Raw genomic sequence first — 20,172 nt, 5'->3', positions numbered from 1 at the left:
CGTGCAATCCTTCGTCCTGACGCGCCGCCCTCGTGTTGATCTATTCGACCGCGCTGATCGCCTCGTCGAACGTATCCGCAATCTTGTCGGCATGTTCGGTCGTGAAGGTGAGCGGCGGGGAGATGATGAACGTATCGGCGAGGTTGCGGATCAGGATGCCCTTGGCGACGCATCTCTCCCAGATCCGCTGGCCGAAATTCTCCGCCAGATCGAACGGCCGCTTGGTTTCAGGATCGGCGACCAGCTCGATGCCGATCATCAGTCCCTTGCCGCGCACGTCACCCATGTTGGGATGGCGCTTCTGGATGTCCTTCAGCCGCGCCAGCAGATAGGCGCCGACCTTGCCGGCATTGGCCGGCAGCTCTTCCTGCTCGACGATGCGCAGATTGGCGATCGCGGCCGCGCAGGCGAGGGGATGCCCGGCATAGGTGTTGCCGTGCATGAAGGCGCGCGGCGTGAACTGGGACTTGTCGTCGGACTGGAAGGCCGCTGCAACCTTCGCGTTGATCAAGGTCGCGCCAAGCGGGATGTAGCCGCTGTTGATCCCTTTGGCGAACACCATGATGTCGGGCTTCACGCCCCAGGCGCGGCTGCCGAACATGCTGCCGGAGCGGCCGAAGCCGGTGACGACCTCGTCGGCGATCAGCAGCACGCCGTGGCGATCGCAGACCTCGCGCAACAGCGGCCAGAAATTCGCAGGCGGCACGATCACGCCGCCGGCGCCTTGCACCGGTTCGGCCATGAAGGCCGCGACGCTGTCCGGACCCTGATAGATGATCTCGCGCTCCAGCAGCTCGGCGCAGAGTCGGCCGAGCGCTTCCGGATCCGACGTGAAGGGATTGCGATAGACGTGCGGTGTCTCGACCTGGAAGAAGCCCGGCAGCAGCGGCGTGAATTGCTCCTTGTAGACATTGACGCCGCCGGCCGACAACGCGCCGAGCGTCACGCCATGATAGGCGCCGCGCAGCGAGATGATCTTGGTGCGCAGCGGCTGGCCGGCGAGCCGCCAATACTGCTTGGCGAGCTTGATGGCAGCTTCATTCGCCTCCGAGCCGCCGGATGAGAAGAATGTACGGACCATGCCTTCCGGCTCGGCGAGCCGGCAGAGTTCGTCCGCGAGCGCGACCGACGGGCTGTTGGTGGTGTTGCCGAAGGTGGAATAGAAGCTGAGACGATCGAGCTGTTCGATGATTGCCTGTTTGATCTCGGGCCGGCCATGCCCGACATTGACGTTCCACAACCCGGCCTGTCCGTCGAGATAGTGAGCGCCCGGGCCGTCCGAGACATAGACACCGTCACCGCCCTCGATGCAGATTGGCGGGTTCACGGCGAGGAAGTTAGCATTCGCGAAGGGGTAGACGACGTGACGAGTCAGCGTGTCGTTGTTGCGAGCGGCTGCTGTGGTCATGTTCTCGTCCCTTTTTTTCCCGCAGCTTCGATGTTCCCTGCCTCAAGGATAAACACAGGAGCCAAAACTGGTCAAATGACCAATTTTGTGCAACGTGCAAATTTGTGCGCCACGGGATAGACAATCGCGCGCGCATTGGAGAGACGGATGACAACTGCAGCACGTGAGCAGGTCGGCGCCAAGGGCGAACGGACGCGGCGCCAGATCATCGTGGGCGCCTTGCAGGCGCTCGCGACCGGGGGCGTCGCGGCGACGACGACCCGCGACATCGCGGCTGGTGCCGGCGTTCGCCTCGCCACGCTGCACTACCATTTCGAGAGCAAGAGCGCGCTGCTGCTTGCGGTGCTCGAGCATCTGATCGATGAAACGACCACGGCGCTGCGCGAGGAGACCGGCGACACGGCTGACATCGCAAGCTGCATCCGCGGGTCCCTGCGTGCCGGCTGGCGCTACCTGACGCGGACGCTCGAGCTGCAGATCGTGCAGTACGAGCTAACCTTGTACGCGCTCCGCCGCGACGATGCAGTCGGGCTCGCGGGTTATCAATATGATGCATATATCAAAGTCTATCAGGACATCCTGCAGGGCGTTGCCGGGCGCACCGGCGAGCTCGATGCGGCTGAGTGCGCCGACGTTGCGCGGTTCATGCTGGCCGGTATCGATGGACTATTGTTGCAGGAGCTGGCGAAGCCGAACAGGACCAGATCATCGCACGCGATCGAGACGCTGATCGCAGCGACTCAGGTATTCGCAAGCGGGCTGTCGAACAACCGTAAAGCGCGAAAGGCGCGGAGGCCCGCGACGCGGGGATGAGCGCTGTTGCATAAGTCGGCGGGGTCGGCTATCCCGCACGACGACGGAGTGGATCGGCATTCTTGCGTTGGGCGCCCGCCTTGCGGAGCCTGCTTCGCTTCAATCGTCGCCCCGCCAGATTGCGGCATCAAGTCCATCCTTGAGCCTCAACTAGAAGGTGGTGGATTGGACCCGAAATATAGGGGTCATGACTTCACCGCGCCGGAGGTCATGCCGTCGATGAACTGACGCTGCAGCAGCACGAAGATCACGACGATCGGCAGGACGATGGTGACGGCTGCGGCGAGCATCTCGCCCCAGTCGGTCGAGTATTGGCCTGTAAGATTGTAGAAGCGGACGATCGCAGTGACGTTGCTGTCGTTCTGCAGGAACGTCACGGCGATGACGAACTCATTCCAGGCGTTTAGTCCGACAATGATCGCAACCGTGAGCAGCCCCGGCCGCATCATCGGCAGGATCACGTAGAAGAACGTCTGCCATGGCTTTGCGCCGTCAACCTGGGCGGCTTCCTCCAGCGCCACGGGAATCGCCAGCGCATAAGTGCGCAAGAGGAAAATCGCGAACGGCGAGAACATCGCGGTGTAGATCAGCGCCACGGCGGGAATCGAATTGACGAGGCCGAGCTTGGCGAAGATGAAATAAAGCGGATAGAGGTAGAGCTGCACGGGCACGGTGATCGTGGCCATGAAGTAGAAGGTGATGAAGCGCCAGAACTTACCCTTCTGCCGCGCCAGCACATAGGCGCAGGGCGTTGCGGTGACGCAGACCATTACGATGGTGAGGATCGCGACTTCGGCGCTGTGCAGCAGGCTCGGGCCGAGCTGGGCGTTGCGCCAGGCCGAGGAAAAATTCTCCCAGTGCAGTTGCGTCGGCAGCGCCAGCGGATTGCTACCGATCTCGACCGTCGTCTTCAGCGCGTTCATCACGGCCAGCACGATCGGCAGCAGCGAGCTGAACGATGCAACGCCGATCAGCCCCAGGGCGAACGTCCTGCTCCAGCGATCCCCGATCATGTCGATTGCGCGTCGTCGGTGATCTGGAGCCAGAGATAGACGGCAGTGGCGCAGAGGCCGAACAGGCTCATGACGCAGGCCGCCGCCGCGGCCTGGCCGACATCGCCCTCGAAGAAGGCGTGGCGGTAGGCAAACGTCGCCAGCACCTCGCTGCCATAGGCGGGGCCGCCGCGGGTGACGATGAAGATGAACTCGAACACTTGGAACGACCAGATCACGGTCAGGATCAGCATGAGCGTCAGTGTCGGGCGGATGCCCGGAATCAGCACGTAGCGGAACAGCGCGAAGAAGCCGGCGCCGTCGAGCCGCGCCGCCTCGATCTGATCGACGGAGATCTGTCGCATCGCCGACAGGAACACGACCGCAAGGAAGCCCCACCAGTGCCAGATGTCGACGGCCGCGACCGCATAAAGCGAACGATCGGGATCGGCGAGCGGATCGGAGATCGAAAAGCCATGCTCGTTCAGCCAGGCGACGATGCCGGTGGCCGGGCTGAAGATCATGCCCTGGAAAATGCGTCCGGTGACGGCGACTGCGATGATGCGCGGCAGAAAGATGATGGACTGCACGACGATGCGCGCCTTCGGCGCCATCAGCAGTGCTGCCGCCATGACAAGCGCGAGGCAGACCGGCACGGTGAGGAAGATCGCGGTCCAGATGAAGTTGTTGGTCAGCGCGGACCAGAACACGGGATCGGCGACCATGTTCTGAAAGTTGGCCAGTCCCGCCCAAACAGGCGTGCCGACGCCATCCCAGATGAAGAACGCCGCCGTGAATGTCAGCACGGCGGGCACCAGGATGATGCAGATATTGATCAGCAGCGCCGGAAGCGCGAACAGCCACATTGTGGGATCAGGCCGTCCGCGGCGGGAGCGGCGGAACCTTGCCTTCCCTGGCTTCCTGGCTGAACAGCGTCTGCATCCGCGTCAGGTAGGCATCCGGCGTGATCTTGTTGAGCCAGACCTGCTCGATACCCTCGATGAGGTAGGAGTTGGTCGCGCCCGGCCAGAACGTCCACGTCGTGAAGCCGTATTGCCCCTTGCTGAAGGCCTCGTGCAGATTCGCGATGGTCTTCTCGAACAGGGGATAGCCGATGCCGCTGAGCATCTCAGGCGGCAGGTCCTTGACCGGGAGTGCCCATTTGCCGGGCCAGTCGCGGTTCATGGTTTCGTAAAACTTACGGGTCAGCATGAACTCGAAAACGGCGGCAGCGCCTTCGGCGTTCTGCGAGGTCTTTGCGATCGACAGCGTCGCGCCGCAGGCCAGATGCACCAGTGACCCCGAGAAGGCCGAGCCGAGCGTCGGCGTCGGCGCCACGTCCATGACCGTATCGGGCTTCGACATGCCGTAGGACTTGGTGCCGAACGACCAGGTGCCGCTGAACGCCATCGCCGCCTTGCTGTTCACGACCTGCAGGAAGCTCTGCTCGATCGTCAGCGAGAAGTAGTTCTTGCCGAAATAGCCCTTGTTGTACCAGGCCTTCGACAACTCGACCGCTTCGACGAAGGGTGGCGCAGTCCAGGGAAGCTCGCCTGCGAGCGCCTTGCGGACGTTGTCGGGGCCGGCGACGTTGTTGAAGAACACCGTCATCAGCCATTCGTTGACGCCCTTCCAGTCGGCATTGCCGGCGCCGAAGGGGATGATGCCCTTGGCCAGCGCGGCGTCGGCGACCTCTTCCATCTCCTTGCGGTTGGTCGGCAGCTTCCAGCCGTTCTGCTTGAACAGCTCCTTGTTGTAGAACAAATGCATCGACTCGTAGTCACGTGGCAGCGCGTAGAGCTTGCCGCCATAGACGCTGGTGTTGAGCAGCGGCGCGAGGAAGCGCTCCTTCCACTTGTACTTCTCAGCGAAATCGTCGAGCGGCAGCACCTGGCCGGCATTCGCGATCGCGGTGAGATAGGCAGGGCCCGCGGTCTGCACGATGTCAGGGCCGTTGCCGGCAACGAGAGCGATCTTCAGCAGGTTGTTGACCGCCGCGCCCTTCACCTCGAGCTGGAGCAGATACTTGTCCTGCGAGGCGTTGAAGGCCTCGACCAGATCGTTGCGCAGCGCGGCCTGGCCGTCCGAATTCGCTTGGCCGAACCAGAACGTCACGATCTTGCGTCCGTCCTGGGCTGTGGCGCCGCGCGGCAGGCCCGCAGCAAGGGCCGCAACGGGAATGGAGGCAACGAGCTGGCGTCGGGTCATGGTCATGGGATGAAACCTCGGTTTCCTCGAATGCTGGCGACAATTGTTGATTTGTCGTAGTAATACGTATAACTAAGCGGAATGGCGACGTCAATAACGAGGACGACGCGGGGGAAAGGGCGCGACAAGGCGGCGCTGTCCCGTCCCACGCAGAAGGATATTGCGCTCGCGGCCGGCGTTTCGCAGGCCGCGGTGTCGCTCGTCCTGAACAAGGCTGAGACGCCCTCCGTCCCGCCGGCGACGCGCACGCGCATCCTCGAAGTCGCGCAAGAACTGGGTTATCGGCCGAACCATCCGGCGCGGATGCTGCGCAGCGCGCGGACCATGACCTTCGCGTGCGTCATTCCCGACATTACCAACCCGTTCTATCCCGGCCTCGTGCGCGGCTTGCAGACGGTCGCGGCGCCGGCCGGTTACGACGTGCTGATCTTCGATACCGACGGCCGTCCGGAAGGCGAGGCGCGCGCCGTCGAATGGCTGTTGCAGGGGCGCGCCGACGGTGTCGTTGCGACCTTCTTCCATCTGCGCGCTTCGCAGCTCGCGGTGCTCTCACGGAACGGAATTCCGCTGGTACGGCTGGAGAGCCAGCACAAGCCGGATGGGCCTCTGGCGATCGACAGCGTCTATATCGACAATGCCGAGGCCGCAGCCGAGATGACGCGTTTCTTGATCGCGCGCGGGCATCGCCGCATCGCGATGATTCAGGCCGAATTCGGCCCGAGCCAGCGCCGAGCACAGGGTTACGGTGCGGTGATGCGGGACGCAGGTCTGTCGCCCGATTTCATCACCGATAGCGCATATTCCGAGGAATCCGGCGCTCGCGCTATGAAGCGGCTGCTCGAGCGAAAAGAGCGCCCGACTGCCGTGTTCGGCGCCAGCGATGTGCTGGCGCTTGGCGCGATGGAGGCGGCGCGCATTGCCGGGCTCTCGATTCCCAACGATATAGCGATCGCCGGCTTCGACGACATTCCGGTCGCAAAGCTGCTTGGCCTCACCACGGTGCGGCAGCCGGAATTCGACCTCGGCGCGCTCGCGGCGAAGACGCTGATAGGGCGGCTGCTGCCGGGCGGGCTCGAGGCACCGGGCAAGAGCCATGAGCTGAAGTTCGAGATCATGAAACGCACGTCGGCCTGAACGGGCGAAGCATGAACGTGGGAGTGGATCAATGACCTTTATTCCTCATGATTACGCGGAGCGCGTCTATGCCGGCGTGCTTGGCAAGCTCATCGGCGTCTATCTCGGCCGTCCCTTCGAGGGCTGGACTTATGAGCGGATCATGAAGGAACTCGGGCCGATCAACTATTACGTTAACGAGCGTAGGGATGTCGCGCTGCGATCTCATCATCTCGTCGTCACCGACGACGACGTCTCCGGCACCTTCGCGTTTCCGCGCGCGCTTGCGGACAATGGTTATCCCAAGCGCCTGACCGCAAAGCAGGTCGGCGAGGCGTGGCTGAACTACATCGTCGAGGAGCGCGCCGTCCTTTGGTGGGGCGGCATCGGCAATTCCACCGAGCACACAGCTTATCTCCGCCTGAAATCTGGCATTCCCGCGCCACAGAGCGGCTCGATCGAGTTGAACGGGACGACCGTGGCCGAGCAGATCGGCGCCCAGATCTTCATCGACGGATGGGCGATGGTGAGCCCCGGCAATCCGGAGCAGGCCGCCTATCTCGCCGACCAGGCAGGGCGCGTCAGCCACGATGGCGAATCCGTGCATGCCGCAAAACTGCTCGCAGCGATGGAGGCGCAGGCCTTCGTCGAGCGCGACGTGCAGAAGCTGATCGATGTCGGCCTTGGTTTTGTGCCAAAGGACGCGCTGATCCGCCGCGTCGTGAACGATGTCCGCGAGTGGCACGCCGGCGACAACAGCAACGACTGGGAGCGAACCCGGGCGTTGATCGCTGACCGCTACGGCTACGACAAGTTTCTCGGCAATTGCCACGTCGTTCCGAACCACGCGCTGATCATCCTGGCGACGCTCTACGGCGCGAACAGCTTCCAGGAGGCGATGCGCATTGCCAACACCGCCGGTTGGGACACCGACTGCAATGCCGGCAATGTCGGCTGCCTGTTCGGCATCCGCACGGGGCTCGCCGGCCTCGACGCCGGGCCGGATTTCCGCACGCCGATTGCCGACCGCATGTACATCTCGACCGCCGACGGCGGCGCCGCGATCACCGACGCGGTGATCGAGACGCAGGCGCTGGTCGCAGCGGGCCTTGCGCTCGCGGGCGCTCCGGCTCTGTCCGGAGCTAAGAACGGGGCGCGTTTCAACTTCAATTTCCCGGGCAGCCTGCAGGGGTTCCACGCCAAGGGCGGTTCGCCGGCCCGGCTGCACGAGGTCGAGCTCCGTAATGTCGCGGGCCACAGCCGGACTGGCGAGCGTAGCCTCGCGATCGACTTCCGCCGCCTTGCGCCTGGCCGGGTCGCGCGAGTCGCCAGTCCCACCTTCTTTGACAAGGAGGTGTTTACGATGCCTATCTATCAGCTCGTGGCCTGTCCGACGCTGTATTCGGGCCAGCGTGTCGAGTGCCGGCTTGAGTCGGAGCTGAACGGCGGCGCGGTCACCGCGCGGCTTTTTGCCAGCATCTATGACGAGGGCGACGAGCTCGTGCAGATTCATGCCGACGCGCAGGTACTCGCCGACGGCTCCGAAGCCGTACTGGTGTGGCAGGTGCCGGAGACGCACGCATATCCAATCTTCGAAATCGGCATCGAGATCGAGGCGCTTGATCCGCTCGGCGTCGACGGCACACTCTACCTGGATTACCTGACCTGGTCCGGCGCGCCGGATACGGTGCTGAAGCGGCCGGACAACAATCTCAGCACGATGTGGAAGCACGCCTGGGTCAACAATGTCAGCCAGTTCCAGACACGCTGGGAGGGTTTGCGCGTCACCAATGGCAACGGCCTCGGCTTTATCGCGCAGGGCTCGCGCGACTGGAGGGACTATAGCGTGACCTCGGAGATTACGCCGCTGCTGGCGAACGCGTGGGGTCTCGCCGCCCGCGTTCAGGGTCGTGAGCGGTATTATGCAGTCATGTTCGATCGCGTCGAGGGTGGCCGTGTGCGCCTGGTCAAGCGTGTGCACGACGAGATCGTGCTCGCCAGCGAGCCATTCGCTTGGCAACTCGACCGCAAATACAAAGTTGAGCTGCGCGTGGCCGGCACGTGTATCGAGACGTATGTCGACGGCAAGAAGATGTTCACCGTGAAAGACACTGGCGAACTGCCGCTGACCGGCGGAGCGGTCGCGCTTCTGGTTGACAGCGGTTCGATCTCGACTGAAGAAGTACGCGTTTCCTCGAATGCGATGCGCGCAAGCTAGTGTCCTGAACCAGAAGTTCGCAACATTGCTCCGTTTTCTGCCGGGGCATTGTATCGGCAGAAGCGCTCGCTGGAAGCAAGGATGTCATCAGCGGACTTGGTCCATCGGAATGGTTTCGGATCGGCATCGTGTCGTTCGATGAACGAGGTGATATCCGCCCTGAGGGCAGCGACACTGCGATAGACGCCGCGCGGGGACAATCATGGGCAACGCGCACCAAAGCGCGAGAGCAGCTGTGATCGCCGGATGCCCCGCTGTTGACCGAATGATTTCGCTCAGCGCGATCCATACAGTGCAGGTGCAATCCGTCGTCCTCGAAGATCGCCAAAGCCCTGGTCTTTTTGACAATTGCGAATCGGGCGGGTAAATTCCGAACGGATGTTCGGTAATCGAACAAGCAGCAAGATGAGATGGGGATGATGGATTCACGTGGCCATGGTGCCCGCGGCGCGAACCGCAGCGGGTCCATCGGCGCGCCCGATACGATTTACACCAACGGCAAGTTCCTCAAGGTTGACCCGCTGTTCGGCGTGGCGAGCGCGGTCGCCGTGAGAGACGGCCGCTTCGTCGCGGTCGGCAATATCGATGAAATATCTGCGCTCGCGGGCCCGAACACGGCCGTTATTGATTTGGACGGTCGAACCGTCCTTCCGGGCCTGATCGATACCCATGCTCATGTCGAGCGGGCGGGATTGATCAAGTACACGGTGCAGCTGAACGACGTCACCACGGTCGAGCAGGCATTGGCCCGTATCGGGGAACACGCTGGCAGATTGCCCAAGGGGAAATGGGTGCGCGGTGCACAATGGCACCCGGTCTCGCAATTGGCCGAAAAGCGCTTCTTGACGCGCGAGGAACTCGATCGGGCGGCTCCCCACAATCCGGTGTGCTTGCCGATTGGCCACTTCACTCTCGTCAACTCGGAGGCATTGGCCCTCGCGAAAATAACGAAGGACACGCCTGATCCGGATGGCGGGATCATCCATCGCGACAAATCCACCGGCGAGCCGAACGGTACATTGGAGGAGGCCGCTGAGGACCTTGTTCACGACCTTCTGCCCGAATGGTCGGACGAGGATCGCGATGAGCAGATGAAGTTCGCGATGCGATACTTCAATCAATTTGGGCTGACCTCCGCAATTAGCGCGGCAGTCGATCCCGCAACTTTCCGCGCCCATCAGCGAGTCCGGCAAGCCGGACAGGCGTCTTTGCGCATCAGCGCCATGTACGCGCCGACGGGCGGCCTCAATCCCAGCATGACGATCGAAGAATGGGAGCTGTTCTTCTCCCGCATCGGCGCAGCTTCAGACTTCGGCGACGATTGGTTGAGCTATTCCGGCGTCAAGCTTCAGATCGACGGCGGGATGACATTGCGAACAGCCGCGATGCGGGACGGTTACCCCGACGATCGCGAATACAAGGGGACCATCGTTATCGAGCCGTCCCGGTTCAATGCCCTGGTTGCAGCAGCCAATCGCTATGGCTGGCGCGTCGGTGTCCACGCCGTTGGGGACGCCGCCATCGACCGTGTCTTGGACGCCTACGAGCTCGCGGATGCTGAGAGATCTATCAAGGGAAGGCGCTTTATCGTCATCCATGGCAGTCTTATGCGACCAGATCAAATGCAGCGTGCCAAGAAATTGGACGTGCGTGTCGACGCGCAGACCTCGTTCCTCTGGGACAAGGCGGCTGTCGTGGCGAAGTTTCTCGGCAAAGATACCGCCGACCGCGCCTTCCCCATGCGAACCATGATCGACGTCATGGGCTTGAAGTTGATTGGGCAAGGTACCGACTATCCGATCAACCTCCTAAATCCATTCGTCAATATGTATGTCATGGTGACCCGCCGCGACAAGAATGGCGACGTGTATGGAGAAGGCGAACGGATCAGCCGGAAGGAAGCTATCCAGCTCTACACGAGCGCAGCTTCTCGATATTCGTTTTCAGAGGACAAAGTCGGATCAATAGAACCGGGCAAGTATGCCGATATGGTTGTTCTGTCCGACGATATCATGACGATCCCGGAAGAAAGCATCAAGGACATCACGGCTGTACGGACCATCGTTGAGGGGCGAACGGTCTACGACGGTGAGGCCATCTCATGAACGCGACCTAAAAACGATGATTGTGTCATGCCGCACTTGGTGATCGAATATTCGGAAGGGGCGCTCGCTCGCGACGACGTAACAGGCTTGATGGAAGCGCTCTTTGAAGCCGCTTGGCGAACGGGGATCATGAAGGCGGAGGACGTCAAGGTGCGGGCGTGCGTCTACAACGATTTCCTGGTTGCCGGGAAGCGTGACAGCTTCGTGCATTTGTCGGTCTACCTGCTCGAAGGTCGATCGCCCGACCAGAAGGTTGAGCTGAGTACGAGCCTTCGACGGACGATGACAGAGCGATGCCCTGATGTGGTCAGCATAAGCGTGGATGTCCGTGACATGGACCCGGTCGCCTACAAGAAACGGCTGAAATGACGGGTGCTCGCCAAAAGGCGGCAGCTTCTCAGACGAGCAGGGGCTGCGCGGCGAGGGACATCTCTTTGAGAAGAGGCAGGAAGCGATCGATCATCTCACCGGTCGTGATGCGATCGACATGAGCGCCAATATTTGCGGCTGCGATGACGGCGCCATCGTAGCGGCGAATTGGCACCGATATGGAGCGAAAGCCCTCTTCGGCTTCCTGATCGACAAGGCTATACCCTTTGGTGCGGTCGGCAATGATTGTCGCAATCACTGCCGATTTGTCGAGCAGCGTCGACTGGGTCTGAGCCGCCAGCTTCATGCCGTCGATCGTTCTCGTCAGCTCGTCGTTTGCCAATCTGCCCAGCAGAACGCGTCCCACTGACGTGCAGAAAGCCGGCAGCCGATATCCTATGTCCAGTCCGGTCGAAAATACCCGCGCCGGACTCGAACGGGCGATAAAAACGACCTCTTCGCCATCAAGGATCGCAAGGGAGCAGACCTCCTTGGCTTTGCCGGCGACCTCGTCCATCAACGGCTGCATCACGGTGCTGATTTGGTTTGACGTCAAATAGGCTGAAGCCAGAAGCAGCACCCTGGGCGTCAGCGAAAACAACCGCTCGTCGCTCACGACGAATCCGGATTTTACGAGGGTCATCAGGATCCGGCGCACCGTCGCACGCGGAAGATTCGCGCTCTTGGACAGGTCGCTGAGGGTCATTGGACGGCGATCGATGCCAAAGGACTGTATCACGCGAAGACCCCGATCCAGGGTCTCGATGAACTCGCTTCCTTCCCGCGCCTTTTCCTCTTCTTCCGTACGCTTCAGCCTCGGCATTCTATTGGGCGGTCCCTGTCGGCGGCCTCTCGGAAGTGAGAACCATCACAAATCCGCGCGCCAGGCGCCAGCCTTGTCTCCGGCTGTCACCAGGGATTTGAGGTCAAAGGAAGCGTCTGCGGCCTGCTCCGGTGCAGGGGAGATCCCCGCGGCAATCAGGCGTCGGGCTGCCATTTGCTCGCCTGGCCGGTTGACGCTGTCCACCGCGACCAATCGGCCCTGGCGAAAGTAGAAGACCGAGAACCTTCCGTCGTCGACCGAACCTCGGACCGCCTGCCGATCATACTGTCCGGCCAGCCCGACGATCTGCAGCTTGACGTCATATTGGTCGGACCAGAACCTCGGCACACTCTCATAGGGCGCTCGAGCGCCGGCGATCGCCAGTCCAGCGGCCTTCGCTTGATCCTGGGCGTTTTGCACCGATTCCAGTCTGACCCAGCTTTCGCAAAAGCGGTTGAAGTGGTTGGCGCAGTCACCGGCCGCGAAAATGTCCGATGTTTCGGATTGTCCGTGCTCGTCAACAACAATTCCATTCGTGCATCTAAGCCCCGCCGAGCGCGCGATCTCGTCATTGGCGACATCACCAATCCCCACCAGCACCAGGTCGGCGCGGACACTGGCACCGTTGCCCAGCACGACAGCGGAAACTTTTCGATCGTTTCCTTTGAAGGAGGTAACCGTTTCGTCGAGCTTCACGTCGACGCCAGCCCGCAAATGCGTATCGAGAAGAAAGGTCGACAAGACCGGCGAGACCGCACGCTCAAGCAGACGGCTGCTCGCTTCTATGACGGTGACCTTCTTGCCCAGCTTTGCTGCGGATTCCGATTTATTCCGGCCGGGTATTCCGACTTGAAGCCGGCCATCGTTCCGATTTGAAGCCGGCCACGATTCCGAAATGAAACCGGCCGGCATTCCGATTTGAAGTCGGCCGGGTTTTTGGAAGTCGGCGTTTTCGTTTGGATCAGTCCCTCAGGCATCAAGTCCCGCGTTGATCAACGTGGGGAAGCGGATGCCGGCCAAGAGAGAACTGACCATGCGACAGATACGACAGATGCTGCGGCTTGCCCGTGATGGGGTGAGCGCCCGGGAGATTGGGCGCACGCTCGGCGTGGCGCGCAGCACCATCCAGGACAACCTCAAGCGTGCCTCGACTGCCGGGCTGGCGTGGCCTTTGGCGGGCGATCTGACCGACGCCGTTCTTGAACAACGTCTGTTTGCCCATGCCGGCGTCAGGCGCGGCTTTCGCCGGCGCCGGGAGCCGGATTGGGCCTCGCTGGCCTGTGAGCTGAAGCGGCCTGGCGTCAATCTGATGGTGCTGTGGGAGGAGTACCGGGCGGTCCACCCGGAAGGTTATGGCTACAGCCGGTTCTGCGATTTATTCCGAGAATTCGACCGGCGGCTGTCTCCGACGATGCGGCAGGACCATCCGGCCGGCGACAAGGTCTTTGTCGATTACTCCGGCAAGAAGATCATGATCGTTGATCGCGAAACCGGGGTTGTACGCGATGCGGAGATCTTCGTCGCCGTGCTTGGCGCCTCGAATTACACCTACGCCGAGGCGACCTGGACGCAGACACTTCCGGACTGGATCGAGGCCCATGTCCGGATGTTCCGGTTCTTTGGCGGGGTGCCGCGCCTCGTCGTCCCTGACAATCTGAAGTCCGGCGTGCACCGGGCTTCGTTCTACGACCCTGAAATCAATCGCAGCTACGGGATGATGGCGTCCCATTACGGCGTTGGCGTCCTTCCGGCACGGCCAAGAAAGCCGCGGGATAAGGCAAAAGTGGAGGCCGGGGTTCGGTTTGCCCAGACCTATATCCTCGGGCGGCTTCGTCGCCAGACCTTCTTCTCGTTGGCCGAGGCGAACGCAGCCATTGCCGCTGCGCTGGAGCGGATCAACGCGCACATCATGCGCCGGCTCGGTGTCAGTCGCCGTCAATTGTTCGAGACGGTCGAGATGTCGGTCCTGGCGTCGTTGCCGGACGCCGATTATCAGTTTGCGGAATGGCGCGTGGCCCGCGTCTCGCTCGATTATCATGTCGAGATCGACGGCTTCTTCTACTCAGTTCCACACGGCCTGATCCGGGAGCAGGTCGACGTCCGCGCCACCACCCGGACCATCGAGCTGTTCCATCGGGGTTCGCGTGTTGCGGCTCACCAGCGCCGCTACGGCGGCCGCCGGCACGGCACCGATCCCGACCACATGCCCAGCGCGCATCGGCGTTACGCCGAGTGGACTCCCGAGCGGTTCCGTCGCTGGGGACGATCGATCGGGCTAAACACTGAGGGTCTCGTCCTCGCCATTCTGGCCAATCGGCCTCATCCCGAACAAGGATTCCGGACCTGTCTGGGTGTGCTTCGGCTGTTCAAGGATCTCGATCCGGAACGCGCCGAGTTGATCGCGGCCCGCGCGGTTGCGGTCCGCGCGCTGACCTACAAGAGCATCGCCTCGATCATCGCCAACAAGCTCGACCGCAGCGCTCGCCCCACCGATGACGTCGTCGTCGACCATCCCAATCTGCGCGGCCCCGGCTACTTCCATTGAAAGGAAAATCCAGCATGCTGACCCATCCCACGCTCGACCTGCTGCAAAATCTCGGTCTCCACGGCATGGCCAAAGGCTTCAAGGAGCTTGATGCCCAGCTCGAAGCACGCAGCCTCGAACATGCCGAATGGCTGGCCCTGCTCCTGGAACAGGAGAAAACGCAGCGACAGCAAAAGCGGTTTGAGAGCAGAGCTCGCGCCGCCAAGCTACGTCATGCCGCTTGCGTCGAGGATGTCGACTACCGTGCCATCCGCGGGCTCGACCGCACGCTCTTTCTAAAACTCGCCGCCGGCGACTGGATCCGAGCGAGGCATAATCTCTTCGTCACTGGGCCATGCGGCGTCGGCAAGAGTTGGCTTGCTTGCGCCCTCGGCCACAAGGCCTGCCGGGACGACTTCGCCGTTGCCTACCATCGCGTCCCGCGTCTGTTCGCCGCTCTCGCACTGGGACGCGCCGACGGACGCTATACCAGGATGCTGCGGGCGATCGCACGACTTGATCTGCTGATCCTGGACGACTGGGGACCAGAACCTCTCGACGCCGACCAGCGCCGTGATTTGCTCGAAATCGTCGAGGATCGATACGAAGCCCGTTCGATCATCGTCACCAGCCAGCTGCCCGTCGATCGCTGGTACGAAATCATCGGAAACCCCACCATCGCCGACGCGATCCTCGATCGCCTCGTCCACAATGCCTACCGCATCGAACTCAAAGGAGAGAGCCTCAGGAAGCAGAAGCAACCCGCTCAAGATCAACCGGTCTCTTGACCTTCCCAGCCCTCGACGACATCATGAAATTGACCCATGCGAACGACGCCACGGGTGGCCGGCTTCAGATCGGAATACCCGGCCGGCTTCGAATTGGAATGCATGGCCGGCTTCGTTGGAATCCACAGCTTTGCCGCGGAGGCCGCAACTTCCAGCCCTATAAAGCCGCCCCCGATGATGACGATCTCCGCGGCATCGGCCAGCCGTGCTTTCAGGTCGATCGCATCGGTCACCGAACGCAGATAGGAAATTCCATCGAAGTCCGCGCCCTCGACCGCGATGCGCCGCGCGCGCGAGCCTGTCGCGATGAGGAGTTTTTCAAACTCCAGAGCGTTGTCGCCGGCCAGAGTGACCTGTCGCGCGCGCAAGTCAAGCAGCGTGGCGCGCTGCCCAAGAACGAGATTGATCTGCTTGCCTTCGAAGAAAATCTCGTCGCGCAAGATCAGATTTTGCTCGCTGATGCGCCCGAGAAGGAAGTCCTTCGATAACGGCGGCCTCTGATACGGCAACCACTCTTCGTCGCACACAATGGTGATGGGCTGAGAATAGCCGGCGTCACGAGCAGTGAGAGCGGCTTGAACCCCGGCATATGAGGCGCCGATGATGACCAGCCCCGTCATGATTGCCTCGCCGGCACGTGGACCACCAGCTCGTCGAGAGGGGCCAACACCTTCAGCTGGCAACTCAGCCGACTGTTCGGCTCTCGCTCTCCCGAGACGGCGGATAGCAACTCGAGCTCTTCTTCGCTCGGCTGAGGGAGAGAGCTTGTTCGTTCTTCATCGACGTAGACGTGGCAGGTCGCGCAATCGAGGCAGCCGCCGCATTCGCCGTCAATACCGGGAATGCCGTTGCGAACGGCCGCGAGCATCACGCTCAGGTCGCGTCCGACCTCGATGGATTTTTCGCTGCCGTCCTGCTGGACAAATCTCACTCGCGGCATCCGACCTCCGTTCTTTGCAATTGTTCGGTCTAAGAACATAAGCTCGTTAAACGGTTACAGTAATTCTAGAGGTCTCTCAATATCGATCTGTTTGCCGCCGCTGCGGTTCCTTTGGGCACAGTTTGCGGAAATATTTTGCTTGCCTGCTCGTCACATTGGAGTCATTCTGAGGTAAATCGAACCGGTGTTCGTCTACCGAACAGGCAGGAAGGGCGCAATGAAGCTGACGACAGCGATCGTGGGAGTGGTGCTGACATCAAGCGCGGCGTTTGCCCAGCAGCAGGAGGCCAATGCTCCCTCGCTTGCCTTGATCAACGGCAAGATTTTCACCATGGACGGTCAGTCAAAGGTTGCGGAAGCGCTTGCCGTTCGCGACGGAAAAATCTTGGCCGTAGGAGACACGGCGACGATCAAGGCGTTGGCCGGAAATCGCACCCGCACGATCGACTTGCAGGGCAAGACTGTCGTTCCCGGGCTGATCGACACGCACGCGCATTTCAGGGCCGCCGGTCTGTCGGACTACGTCGTGAATATGAGCGGCGCCAAGACTGTTGCGGATGCCCTCGCAAGCATCAAGCAGTTCGTGGCGAAGAAAAAGCCCGGCGAGTGGATCATCGGAAGCGCCTGGCATCCCCCGTCACAGCTCGCGGAAAAGCGCTACCTGACACGTCAGGAGATCGATGGTGTCGCGCCGAACAATCCGGTCTATCTCCGGACCGTTGGCCACTTCTCGATGGCCAATTCGATGGCGCTCGAGAAGGCCGGCGTAACCAAGGCCACCCCAAACCCAAGCGGCGGATCGTTTGAGCGCGACGGTGCTGGTGAGCTGACCGGCGTTCTGGTCGAGACGGCGATCGACAAGGTCGAAAAGGCCGTTCCGGAGTGGACAGCGGACGACGAGTTTCGCCACTTCAAGCTCGCGGAAGGTGTGCTGAACTCGTTCGGGATCACCAGCGCCGTAGAAGGGGCCACCTCGCCCAGGGACATCGCGGCCCTGCAGCGAGTGGCGCAGGCCGGTGAAGCAACGCTACGGGTCGGTCTCATGTGGCGCCCGGAGCCCCCCGCCGAGAACGCGGCCTGGGAGGCCATCATGCGAGGCAACGGCGCCTCGTCGGGCTTTGGCGATGACTGGCTGAAGTTCGCCGGAATCAAGATCCTTTACGATGGCGGCATGACGCTCAAGACGGCGCTCATGCGCGAGGCCTATCCAGACTCGCATGATGACTACCACGGCATTGCCCAGCAATCGCCGCAACGTCTCAAGGAGCTGGTGTCCATTTGCAATCGCTACAATTGGGGCGTGGGTGTCCATGTCGTCGGCGACAAGGGCATCGACCAAGTCCTTGATGCCTTCGAAGCGGTCGACAAGGAAAAATCGATCAAGGATCGGCGTTTCGTCCTGATCCATGGAAGCTTGATAGTGCCCGAGCAAATGGAGCGCGCGAAGCGCCTCGGTGTCAGAGTCGACTTCCAGAACGTGTTCATGTGGGACAAGGCGGCCACCGTCGAGCGCTTCCTGGGTGCGGCGGTCGCCAATCGGGCTGTGCCCACGAAAACTCTCATCGAGAAGGTGGGGCTGAACAGCCTCGGCGCAGGCACCGACTTCCCCGTGAACCCGATCAATCCCTTCATCAACATGTACATCATGGTGACCCGCAAGGATCCCGCCGGACGCGTTTATGGAGCGAACGAAGCCGTCAGCCGCGAGCAGGCGCTGCGCCTCTACACCAGTGCGGCATCGCACTACATGTTCGAAGAGAACGAGAAGGGGACGATCGAGGCCGGAAAACTCGCGGATCTGACCGCGTTGTCGGCGGACCTCATGACGGTTCCCGAGGAACAGATCAAAGACATCAAAGCCGACCTGACGATTGTCGGCGGCAAGATCGTGTTTCAGCGTTAGTCAGCGTCCCGAAAGCCGGAGGACGCATCTCGAAGCCGGAGAGAGGAGATCCAAGTCATGATGAGCCAAGAGCAGAACGACCTCATTACCCGCGTCGGACCAAAGGCGCCTGCGGGAAAGCTGATGCGGATGTATTGGCAGCCTGCTGCCCTTGTCGACGAACTCGAGGAGGGACGCCCCATCAAGGCCGTCAAGCTTCTCGGTGAGAACCTCGTTCTGTTCAAGGACGAAACGGGGCGCTATGGTCTGCTCGACCGCGACTGCCCGCACCGGGGCGCCGACCTTGCCTTCGGCCGGCTCGAGAACGGTGGCCTGCGCTGCGCCTTCCACGGGTGGCTGTTTGACACCACGGGACAGTGTCTCGAGACGCCCGCCGAGCCTGCAAACTCCTCGCTCTGCAAAAACATCAAGCAGCGTTCCTACCCCGTCCTGGAGAAGGGTGGAATCCTGTGGGCGTATTTGGGTGAAGGCGAGCCGCCGGCGTTTCCGGAGATCGACTGCTTCGCGGCGCCGGGCGAATACACTTTCGCCTTCAAGGGCCTGATCGAATGCAATTGGCTGCAGGCCCTGGAAGTCGGCATCGACCCGGCTCATGCCTCGTTCCTTCACCGGTTCTTCGAGGATGAGGATACATCGGCGGCCTACGGCAAGCAGTTTCGCGGTGCGTCGGCCGACTCGGAAATGCCCATGACGAAGGTCCTGCGCGAGTACGACCGGCCGATCATCAACGTCGAGCACACCGAATACGGCCTGCGGCTCATCGCCTTGCGAGAAATCGACGAGCAGCGCACCCACGTTCGCGTCACCAACCAGCTGTTCCCGCATGCGTTCGTCATTCCGATGAGCACGGAGATGACGATTACCCAGTGGCATGTGCCCGTCGACGACGAGAATTGCTATTGGTATGCGATTTTCACCAGCTACGCCGCGCCCGTCGACAAGGCGAAAATGCGCGCGCAGCGCCTCGAGCTTTACGAGTTGCCGGAATACCGCTCGCGGAAGAACAAGTCGAACGACTATGGCTTCGACCCGCACGAGCAGGCGACCGAGACTTACACCGGCATGGGCGCGGACATCAACGTCCATGACCAGTGGGCCGTCGAGTCGATGGGCGCCATTCAGGACCGGACGCGTGAGCATCTCGGGCAATCCGACAAGGCGATCATTCAGTACCGCCGGCTGCTTCGCCAGGAGATCGAGAAGGTGGCCGCCGGGGGCAAGCCGCTGTTGTTCCTCGACGCTGCCAGCGCGCGCAGCATCCAGGGGCCGGCCACAATGGACGGCATCGGTCCGACGAAGGGCTGGGAAACCTATTGGATGGAAGTGGACGTCAGGCGTCGTCGGGGCGCTCCCTGGGCCGCGCCGGTGCCCGCCGAGCTCGCCAAGAAGGTGCCTCACCTGACCGCCGCCGAATAACCAGGCCGGCCCAGCTCAGCAAAGGAGATGTCGTTGAGTTTCGTCGAAAAGCACGGTCTCTGGTCGGCCGAACAGAAGGAGGCTGCCATCCGCATGCGGCGGATGGCGGAGGAGCAGGAGTTGCATACGATCCGGCTCTCCTTTCCGGACCAGCACGGCATCTTGCGCGGCAAGGCCCTGGTCGCTTCCGAGGCGCTCTCGTCGATCGAGAGCGGCTGCTCGATAACGACGACATTGCTCGCGAAAGATACCTCTCACCGCACGGTGTTTCCCGTCTTCACCGCCGGCGGCGGGTTTGGGATGAACGAAATGCAGGGGGGAGGCGACGTCATGATGGTCGCCGATCCCACCACCTTCAAGGTTCTCCCCTGGGCACCAAAAACCGGGTGGGTGCTTTGCGACCTCTACTTCTCCGACGGACGACCCGTGCCCTTCGCCTCCAGGGGCCTGTACAAATCCGTGCTGGGGCAGCTCAAAGACCGGGGCTATGATTTCAAGGCGGGCCTCGAGGTCGAATGCCACATCTTCAAAGTCGAGAATGCCCGGCTCTCT

At 61.8% G+C, this 20,172-nt stretch carries 17 protein-coding genes and 2 pseudogenes; 10 read left to right on the top strand and 9 right to left on the bottom strand.

The features are described from left to right. Nucleotides 1–40 precede the first annotated feature (40 nt). Nucleotides 41–1,408, bottom strand: coding sequence for an aminotransferase class III-fold pyridoxal phosphate-dependent enzyme (locus tag ABIF91_RS01435; protein ID WP_284280146.1), 1,368 nt, complete (start codon nucleotides 1,406–1,408; stop codon nucleotides 41–43). A gap of 147 nt (nucleotides 1,409–1,555) precedes the next feature. Here ABIF91_RS01435 and ABIF91_RS01430 point away from each other — a divergent pair, with 147 nt between their 5' ends. Further along, entirely contained in the window at nucleotides 1,556–2,221 is a 666-nt protein-coding gene (locus ABIF91_RS01430; protein WP_050995062.1) for a TetR/AcrR family transcriptional regulator, read from the top strand. Between the two features lie 185 nt (nucleotides 2,222–2,406). Here ABIF91_RS01430 and ABIF91_RS01425 read toward each other — a convergent pair whose 3' ends face one another. The 3 genes from ABIF91_RS01425 to ABIF91_RS01415 are packed head-to-tail and all read right to left on the bottom strand — an operon-like array spanning nucleotide 2,407 to nucleotide 5,427. Beyond that, on the bottom strand, nucleotides 2,407–3,234 hold the full coding sequence (locus ABIF91_RS01425; protein WP_085966492.1) for a carbohydrate ABC transporter permease: 828 nt from the start codon (nucleotides 3,232–3,234) through the stop codon (nucleotides 2,407–2,409). Further along, nucleotides 3,231–4,079 (bottom strand): carbohydrate ABC transporter permease, encoded by an 849-nt coding sequence (locus tag ABIF91_RS01420; protein ID WP_028180226.1) that lies wholly within the window; start codon nucleotides 4,077–4,079, stop codon nucleotides 3,231–3,233. The genes ABIF91_RS01425 and ABIF91_RS01420 overlap by 4 nt, the downstream gene beginning before the upstream one ends. A 7-nt stretch (nucleotides 4,080–4,086) precedes the next feature. Then, on the bottom strand, nucleotides 4,087–5,427 hold the full coding sequence (locus ABIF91_RS01415; RefSeq protein ID WP_028180225.1) for an ABC transporter substrate-binding protein: 1,341 nt from the start codon (nucleotides 5,425–5,427) through the stop codon (nucleotides 4,087–4,089). Nucleotides 5,428–5,502: 75 nt separating this feature from the next. Between ABIF91_RS01415 and ABIF91_RS01410 the strand changes: the two genes are divergently transcribed. Further along, the gene (locus tag ABIF91_RS01410; protein WP_050995063.1) at nucleotides 5,503–6,555 is read left to right on the top strand and encodes a LacI family DNA-binding transcriptional regulator; all 1,053 of its coding nucleotides are present in this window, start codon (nucleotides 5,503–5,505) and stop codon (nucleotides 6,553–6,555) included. A 76-nt stretch (nucleotides 6,556–6,631) separates the two neighbouring features. After that, entirely contained in the window at nucleotides 6,632–8,752 is a 2,121-nt protein-coding gene (locus ABIF91_RS01405) for an ADP-ribosylglycohydrolase family protein (protein ID WP_424578707.1), read from the top strand. On the opposite strand, the pseudogene ABIF91_RS01400 reads toward ABIF91_RS01405, so the two are convergent. Beyond that, nucleotides 8,749–8,943 (bottom strand): annotated as a pseudogene (locus tag ABIF91_RS01400) (IS630 family transposase); the annotation flags it as partial. The gene ABIF91_RS01405 and the pseudogene ABIF91_RS01400 overlap by 4 nt on opposite strands. A gap of 225 nt (nucleotides 8,944–9,168) precedes the next feature. On the opposite strand from ABIF91_RS01400, the gene ABIF91_RS01395 reads away from it, so the two are divergent. After that, on the top strand, nucleotides 9,169–10,857 hold the full coding sequence (locus tag ABIF91_RS01395; RefSeq protein ID WP_245285581.1) for an amidohydrolase: 1,689 nt from the start codon (nucleotides 9,169–9,171) through the stop codon (nucleotides 10,855–10,857). Between the two features lie 27 nt (nucleotides 10,858–10,884). Beyond that, entirely contained in the window at nucleotides 10,885–11,226 is a 342-nt protein-coding gene (locus ABIF91_RS01390) for a 5-carboxymethyl-2-hydroxymuconate Delta-isomerase (RefSeq protein ID WP_028182201.1), read from the top strand. 28 nt (nucleotides 11,227–11,254) lie between these two features. On the opposite strand, the gene ABIF91_RS01385 is transcribed toward ABIF91_RS01390, so the two are convergent. Continuing rightward, nucleotides 11,255–12,049, bottom strand: coding sequence for an IclR family transcriptional regulator domain-containing protein (locus ABIF91_RS01385; protein WP_028182202.1), 795 nt, complete (start codon nucleotides 12,047–12,049; stop codon nucleotides 11,255–11,257). 45 nt (nucleotides 12,050–12,094) lie between these two features. Then, nucleotides 12,095–12,961 (bottom strand): NAD(P)/FAD-dependent oxidoreductase, encoded by an 867-nt coding sequence (locus ABIF91_RS01380; protein ID WP_051394047.1) that lies wholly within the window; start codon nucleotides 12,959–12,961, stop codon nucleotides 12,095–12,097. 97 nt (nucleotides 12,962–13,058) lie between these two features. On the opposite strand from ABIF91_RS01380, the gene istA reads away from it, so the two are divergent. Together istA and istB are read left to right on the top strand one after the other, a co-directional pair. Beyond that, nucleotides 13,059–14,594, top strand: coding sequence for an IS21 family transposase (gene istA / locus ABIF91_RS01375; RefSeq protein WP_424578659.1), 1,536 nt, complete (start codon nucleotides 13,059–13,061; stop codon nucleotides 14,592–14,594). 14 nt (nucleotides 14,595–14,608) lie between these two features. Then, entirely contained in the window at nucleotides 14,609–15,361 is a 753-nt protein-coding gene (istB, locus tag ABIF91_RS01370) for an IS21-like element helper ATPase IstB (protein WP_424578706.1), read from the top strand. Here istB and ABIF91_RS01365 read toward each other — a convergent pair. After that, nucleotides 15,346–15,981 (bottom strand): FAD-dependent oxidoreductase, encoded by a 636-nt coding sequence (locus tag ABIF91_RS01365; RefSeq protein WP_051394048.1) that lies wholly within the window; start codon nucleotides 15,979–15,981, stop codon nucleotides 15,346–15,348. The two genes, istB and ABIF91_RS01365, sit on opposite strands and share 16 nt — an antisense overlap. Continuing rightward, nucleotides 15,978–16,340, bottom strand: coding sequence for a 2Fe-2S iron-sulfur cluster-binding protein (locus ABIF91_RS01360; RefSeq protein WP_424578705.1), 363 nt, complete (start codon nucleotides 16,338–16,340; stop codon nucleotides 15,978–15,980). The genes ABIF91_RS01365 and ABIF91_RS01360 overlap by 4 nt, the downstream gene beginning before the upstream one ends. Before the next feature lie 178 nt (nucleotides 16,341–16,518). On the opposite strand from ABIF91_RS01360, the gene ABIF91_RS01355 reads away from it, so the two are divergent. The 3 genes and pseudogenes from ABIF91_RS01355 to ABIF91_RS01345 form a co-directional block, all read left to right on the top strand. Further along, nucleotides 16,519–18,204 (top strand): amidohydrolase, encoded by a 1,686-nt coding sequence (locus ABIF91_RS01355; protein ID WP_028182203.1) that lies wholly within the window; start codon nucleotides 16,519–16,521, stop codon nucleotides 18,202–18,204. A 57-nt stretch (nucleotides 18,205–18,261) separates the two neighbouring features. After that, nucleotides 18,262–19,620, top strand: coding sequence for a Rieske 2Fe-2S domain-containing protein (locus tag ABIF91_RS01350; RefSeq protein ID WP_424578704.1), 1,359 nt, complete (start codon nucleotides 18,262–18,264; stop codon nucleotides 19,618–19,620). A 33-nt stretch (nucleotides 19,621–19,653) separates the two neighbouring features. After that, a pseudogene (locus ABIF91_RS01345) lies at nucleotides 19,654–20,172 on the top strand (glutamine synthetase); the annotation flags it as partial.

The organism is Bradyrhizobium sp. USDA 241, assembly GCF_049739505.1.
Lineage (GTDB): Bacteria > Pseudomonadota > Alphaproteobacteria > Rhizobiales > Xanthobacteraceae > Bradyrhizobium > Bradyrhizobium liaoningense.
Note: the sequence above shows the minus strand (reverse complement) of the source record. Positions and strands in the feature narration are given on the sequence as shown.

Bases quoted from the DNA above. Each gene is read 5' to 3' on its own strand.
- istA (WP_424578659.1), top strand. From the start codon at position 13,059: ATGCCGGCCAAGAGAGAACTGACCATGCGACAGATACGACAGATGCTG.
- ABIF91_RS01355 (WP_028182203.1), top strand. From the start codon at position 16,519: ATGAAGCTGACGACAGCGATCGTGGGAGTGGTGCTGACATCAAGCGCG.
- ABIF91_RS01350 (WP_424578704.1), top strand. From the start codon at position 18,262: ATGATGAGCCAAGAGCAGAACGACCTCATTACCCGCGTCGGACCAAAG.
- ABIF91_RS01380 (WP_051394047.1), bottom strand. From the start codon at position 12,961: ATGCCGGCCGGTTTCATTTCGGAATCGTGGCCGGCTTCAAATCGGAAC.
- ABIF91_RS01395 (WP_245285581.1), top strand. From the start codon at position 9,169: ATGATGGATTCACGTGGCCATGGTGCCCGCGGCGCGAACCGCAGCGGG.
- ABIF91_RS01430 (WP_050995062.1), top strand. From the start codon at position 1,556: ATGACAACTGCAGCACGTGAGCAGGTCGGCGCCAAGGGCGAACGGACG.
- ABIF91_RS01390 (WP_028182201.1), top strand. From the start codon at position 10,885: ATGCCGCACTTGGTGATCGAATATTCGGAAGGGGCGCTCGCTCGCGAC.
- ABIF91_RS01415 (WP_028180225.1), bottom strand. From the start codon at position 5,427: ATGACCATGACCCGACGCCAGCTCGTTGCCTCCATTCCCGTTGCGGCC.
- ABIF91_RS01385 (WP_028182202.1), bottom strand. From the start codon at position 12,049: ATGCCGAGGCTGAAGCGTACGGAAGAAGAGGAAAAGGCGCGGGAAGGA.
- istB (WP_424578706.1), top strand. From the start codon at position 14,609: ATGCTGACCCATCCCACGCTCGACCTGCTGCAAAATCTCGGTCTCCAC.
- ABIF91_RS01435 (WP_284280146.1), bottom strand. From the start codon at position 1,408: ATGACCACAGCAGCCGCTCGCAACAACGACACGCTGACTCGTCACGTC.
- ABIF91_RS01420 (WP_028180226.1), bottom strand. From the start codon at position 4,079: ATGTGGCTGTTCGCGCTTCCGGCGCTGCTGATCAATATCTGCATCATC.
- ABIF91_RS01365 (WP_051394048.1), bottom strand. From the start codon at position 15,981: ATGACGGGGCTGGTCATCATCGGCGCCTCATATGCCGGGGTTCAAGCC.
- ABIF91_RS01360 (WP_424578705.1), bottom strand. From the start codon at position 16,340: ATGTTCTTAGACCGAACAATTGCAAAGAACGGAGGTCGGATGCCGCGA.
- ABIF91_RS01425 (WP_085966492.1), bottom strand. From the start codon at position 3,234: ATGATCGGGGATCGCTGGAGCAGGACGTTCGCCCTGGGGCTGATCGGC.
- ABIF91_RS01410 (WP_050995063.1), top strand. From the start codon at position 5,503: ATGGCGACGTCAATAACGAGGACGACGCGGGGGAAAGGGCGCGACAAG.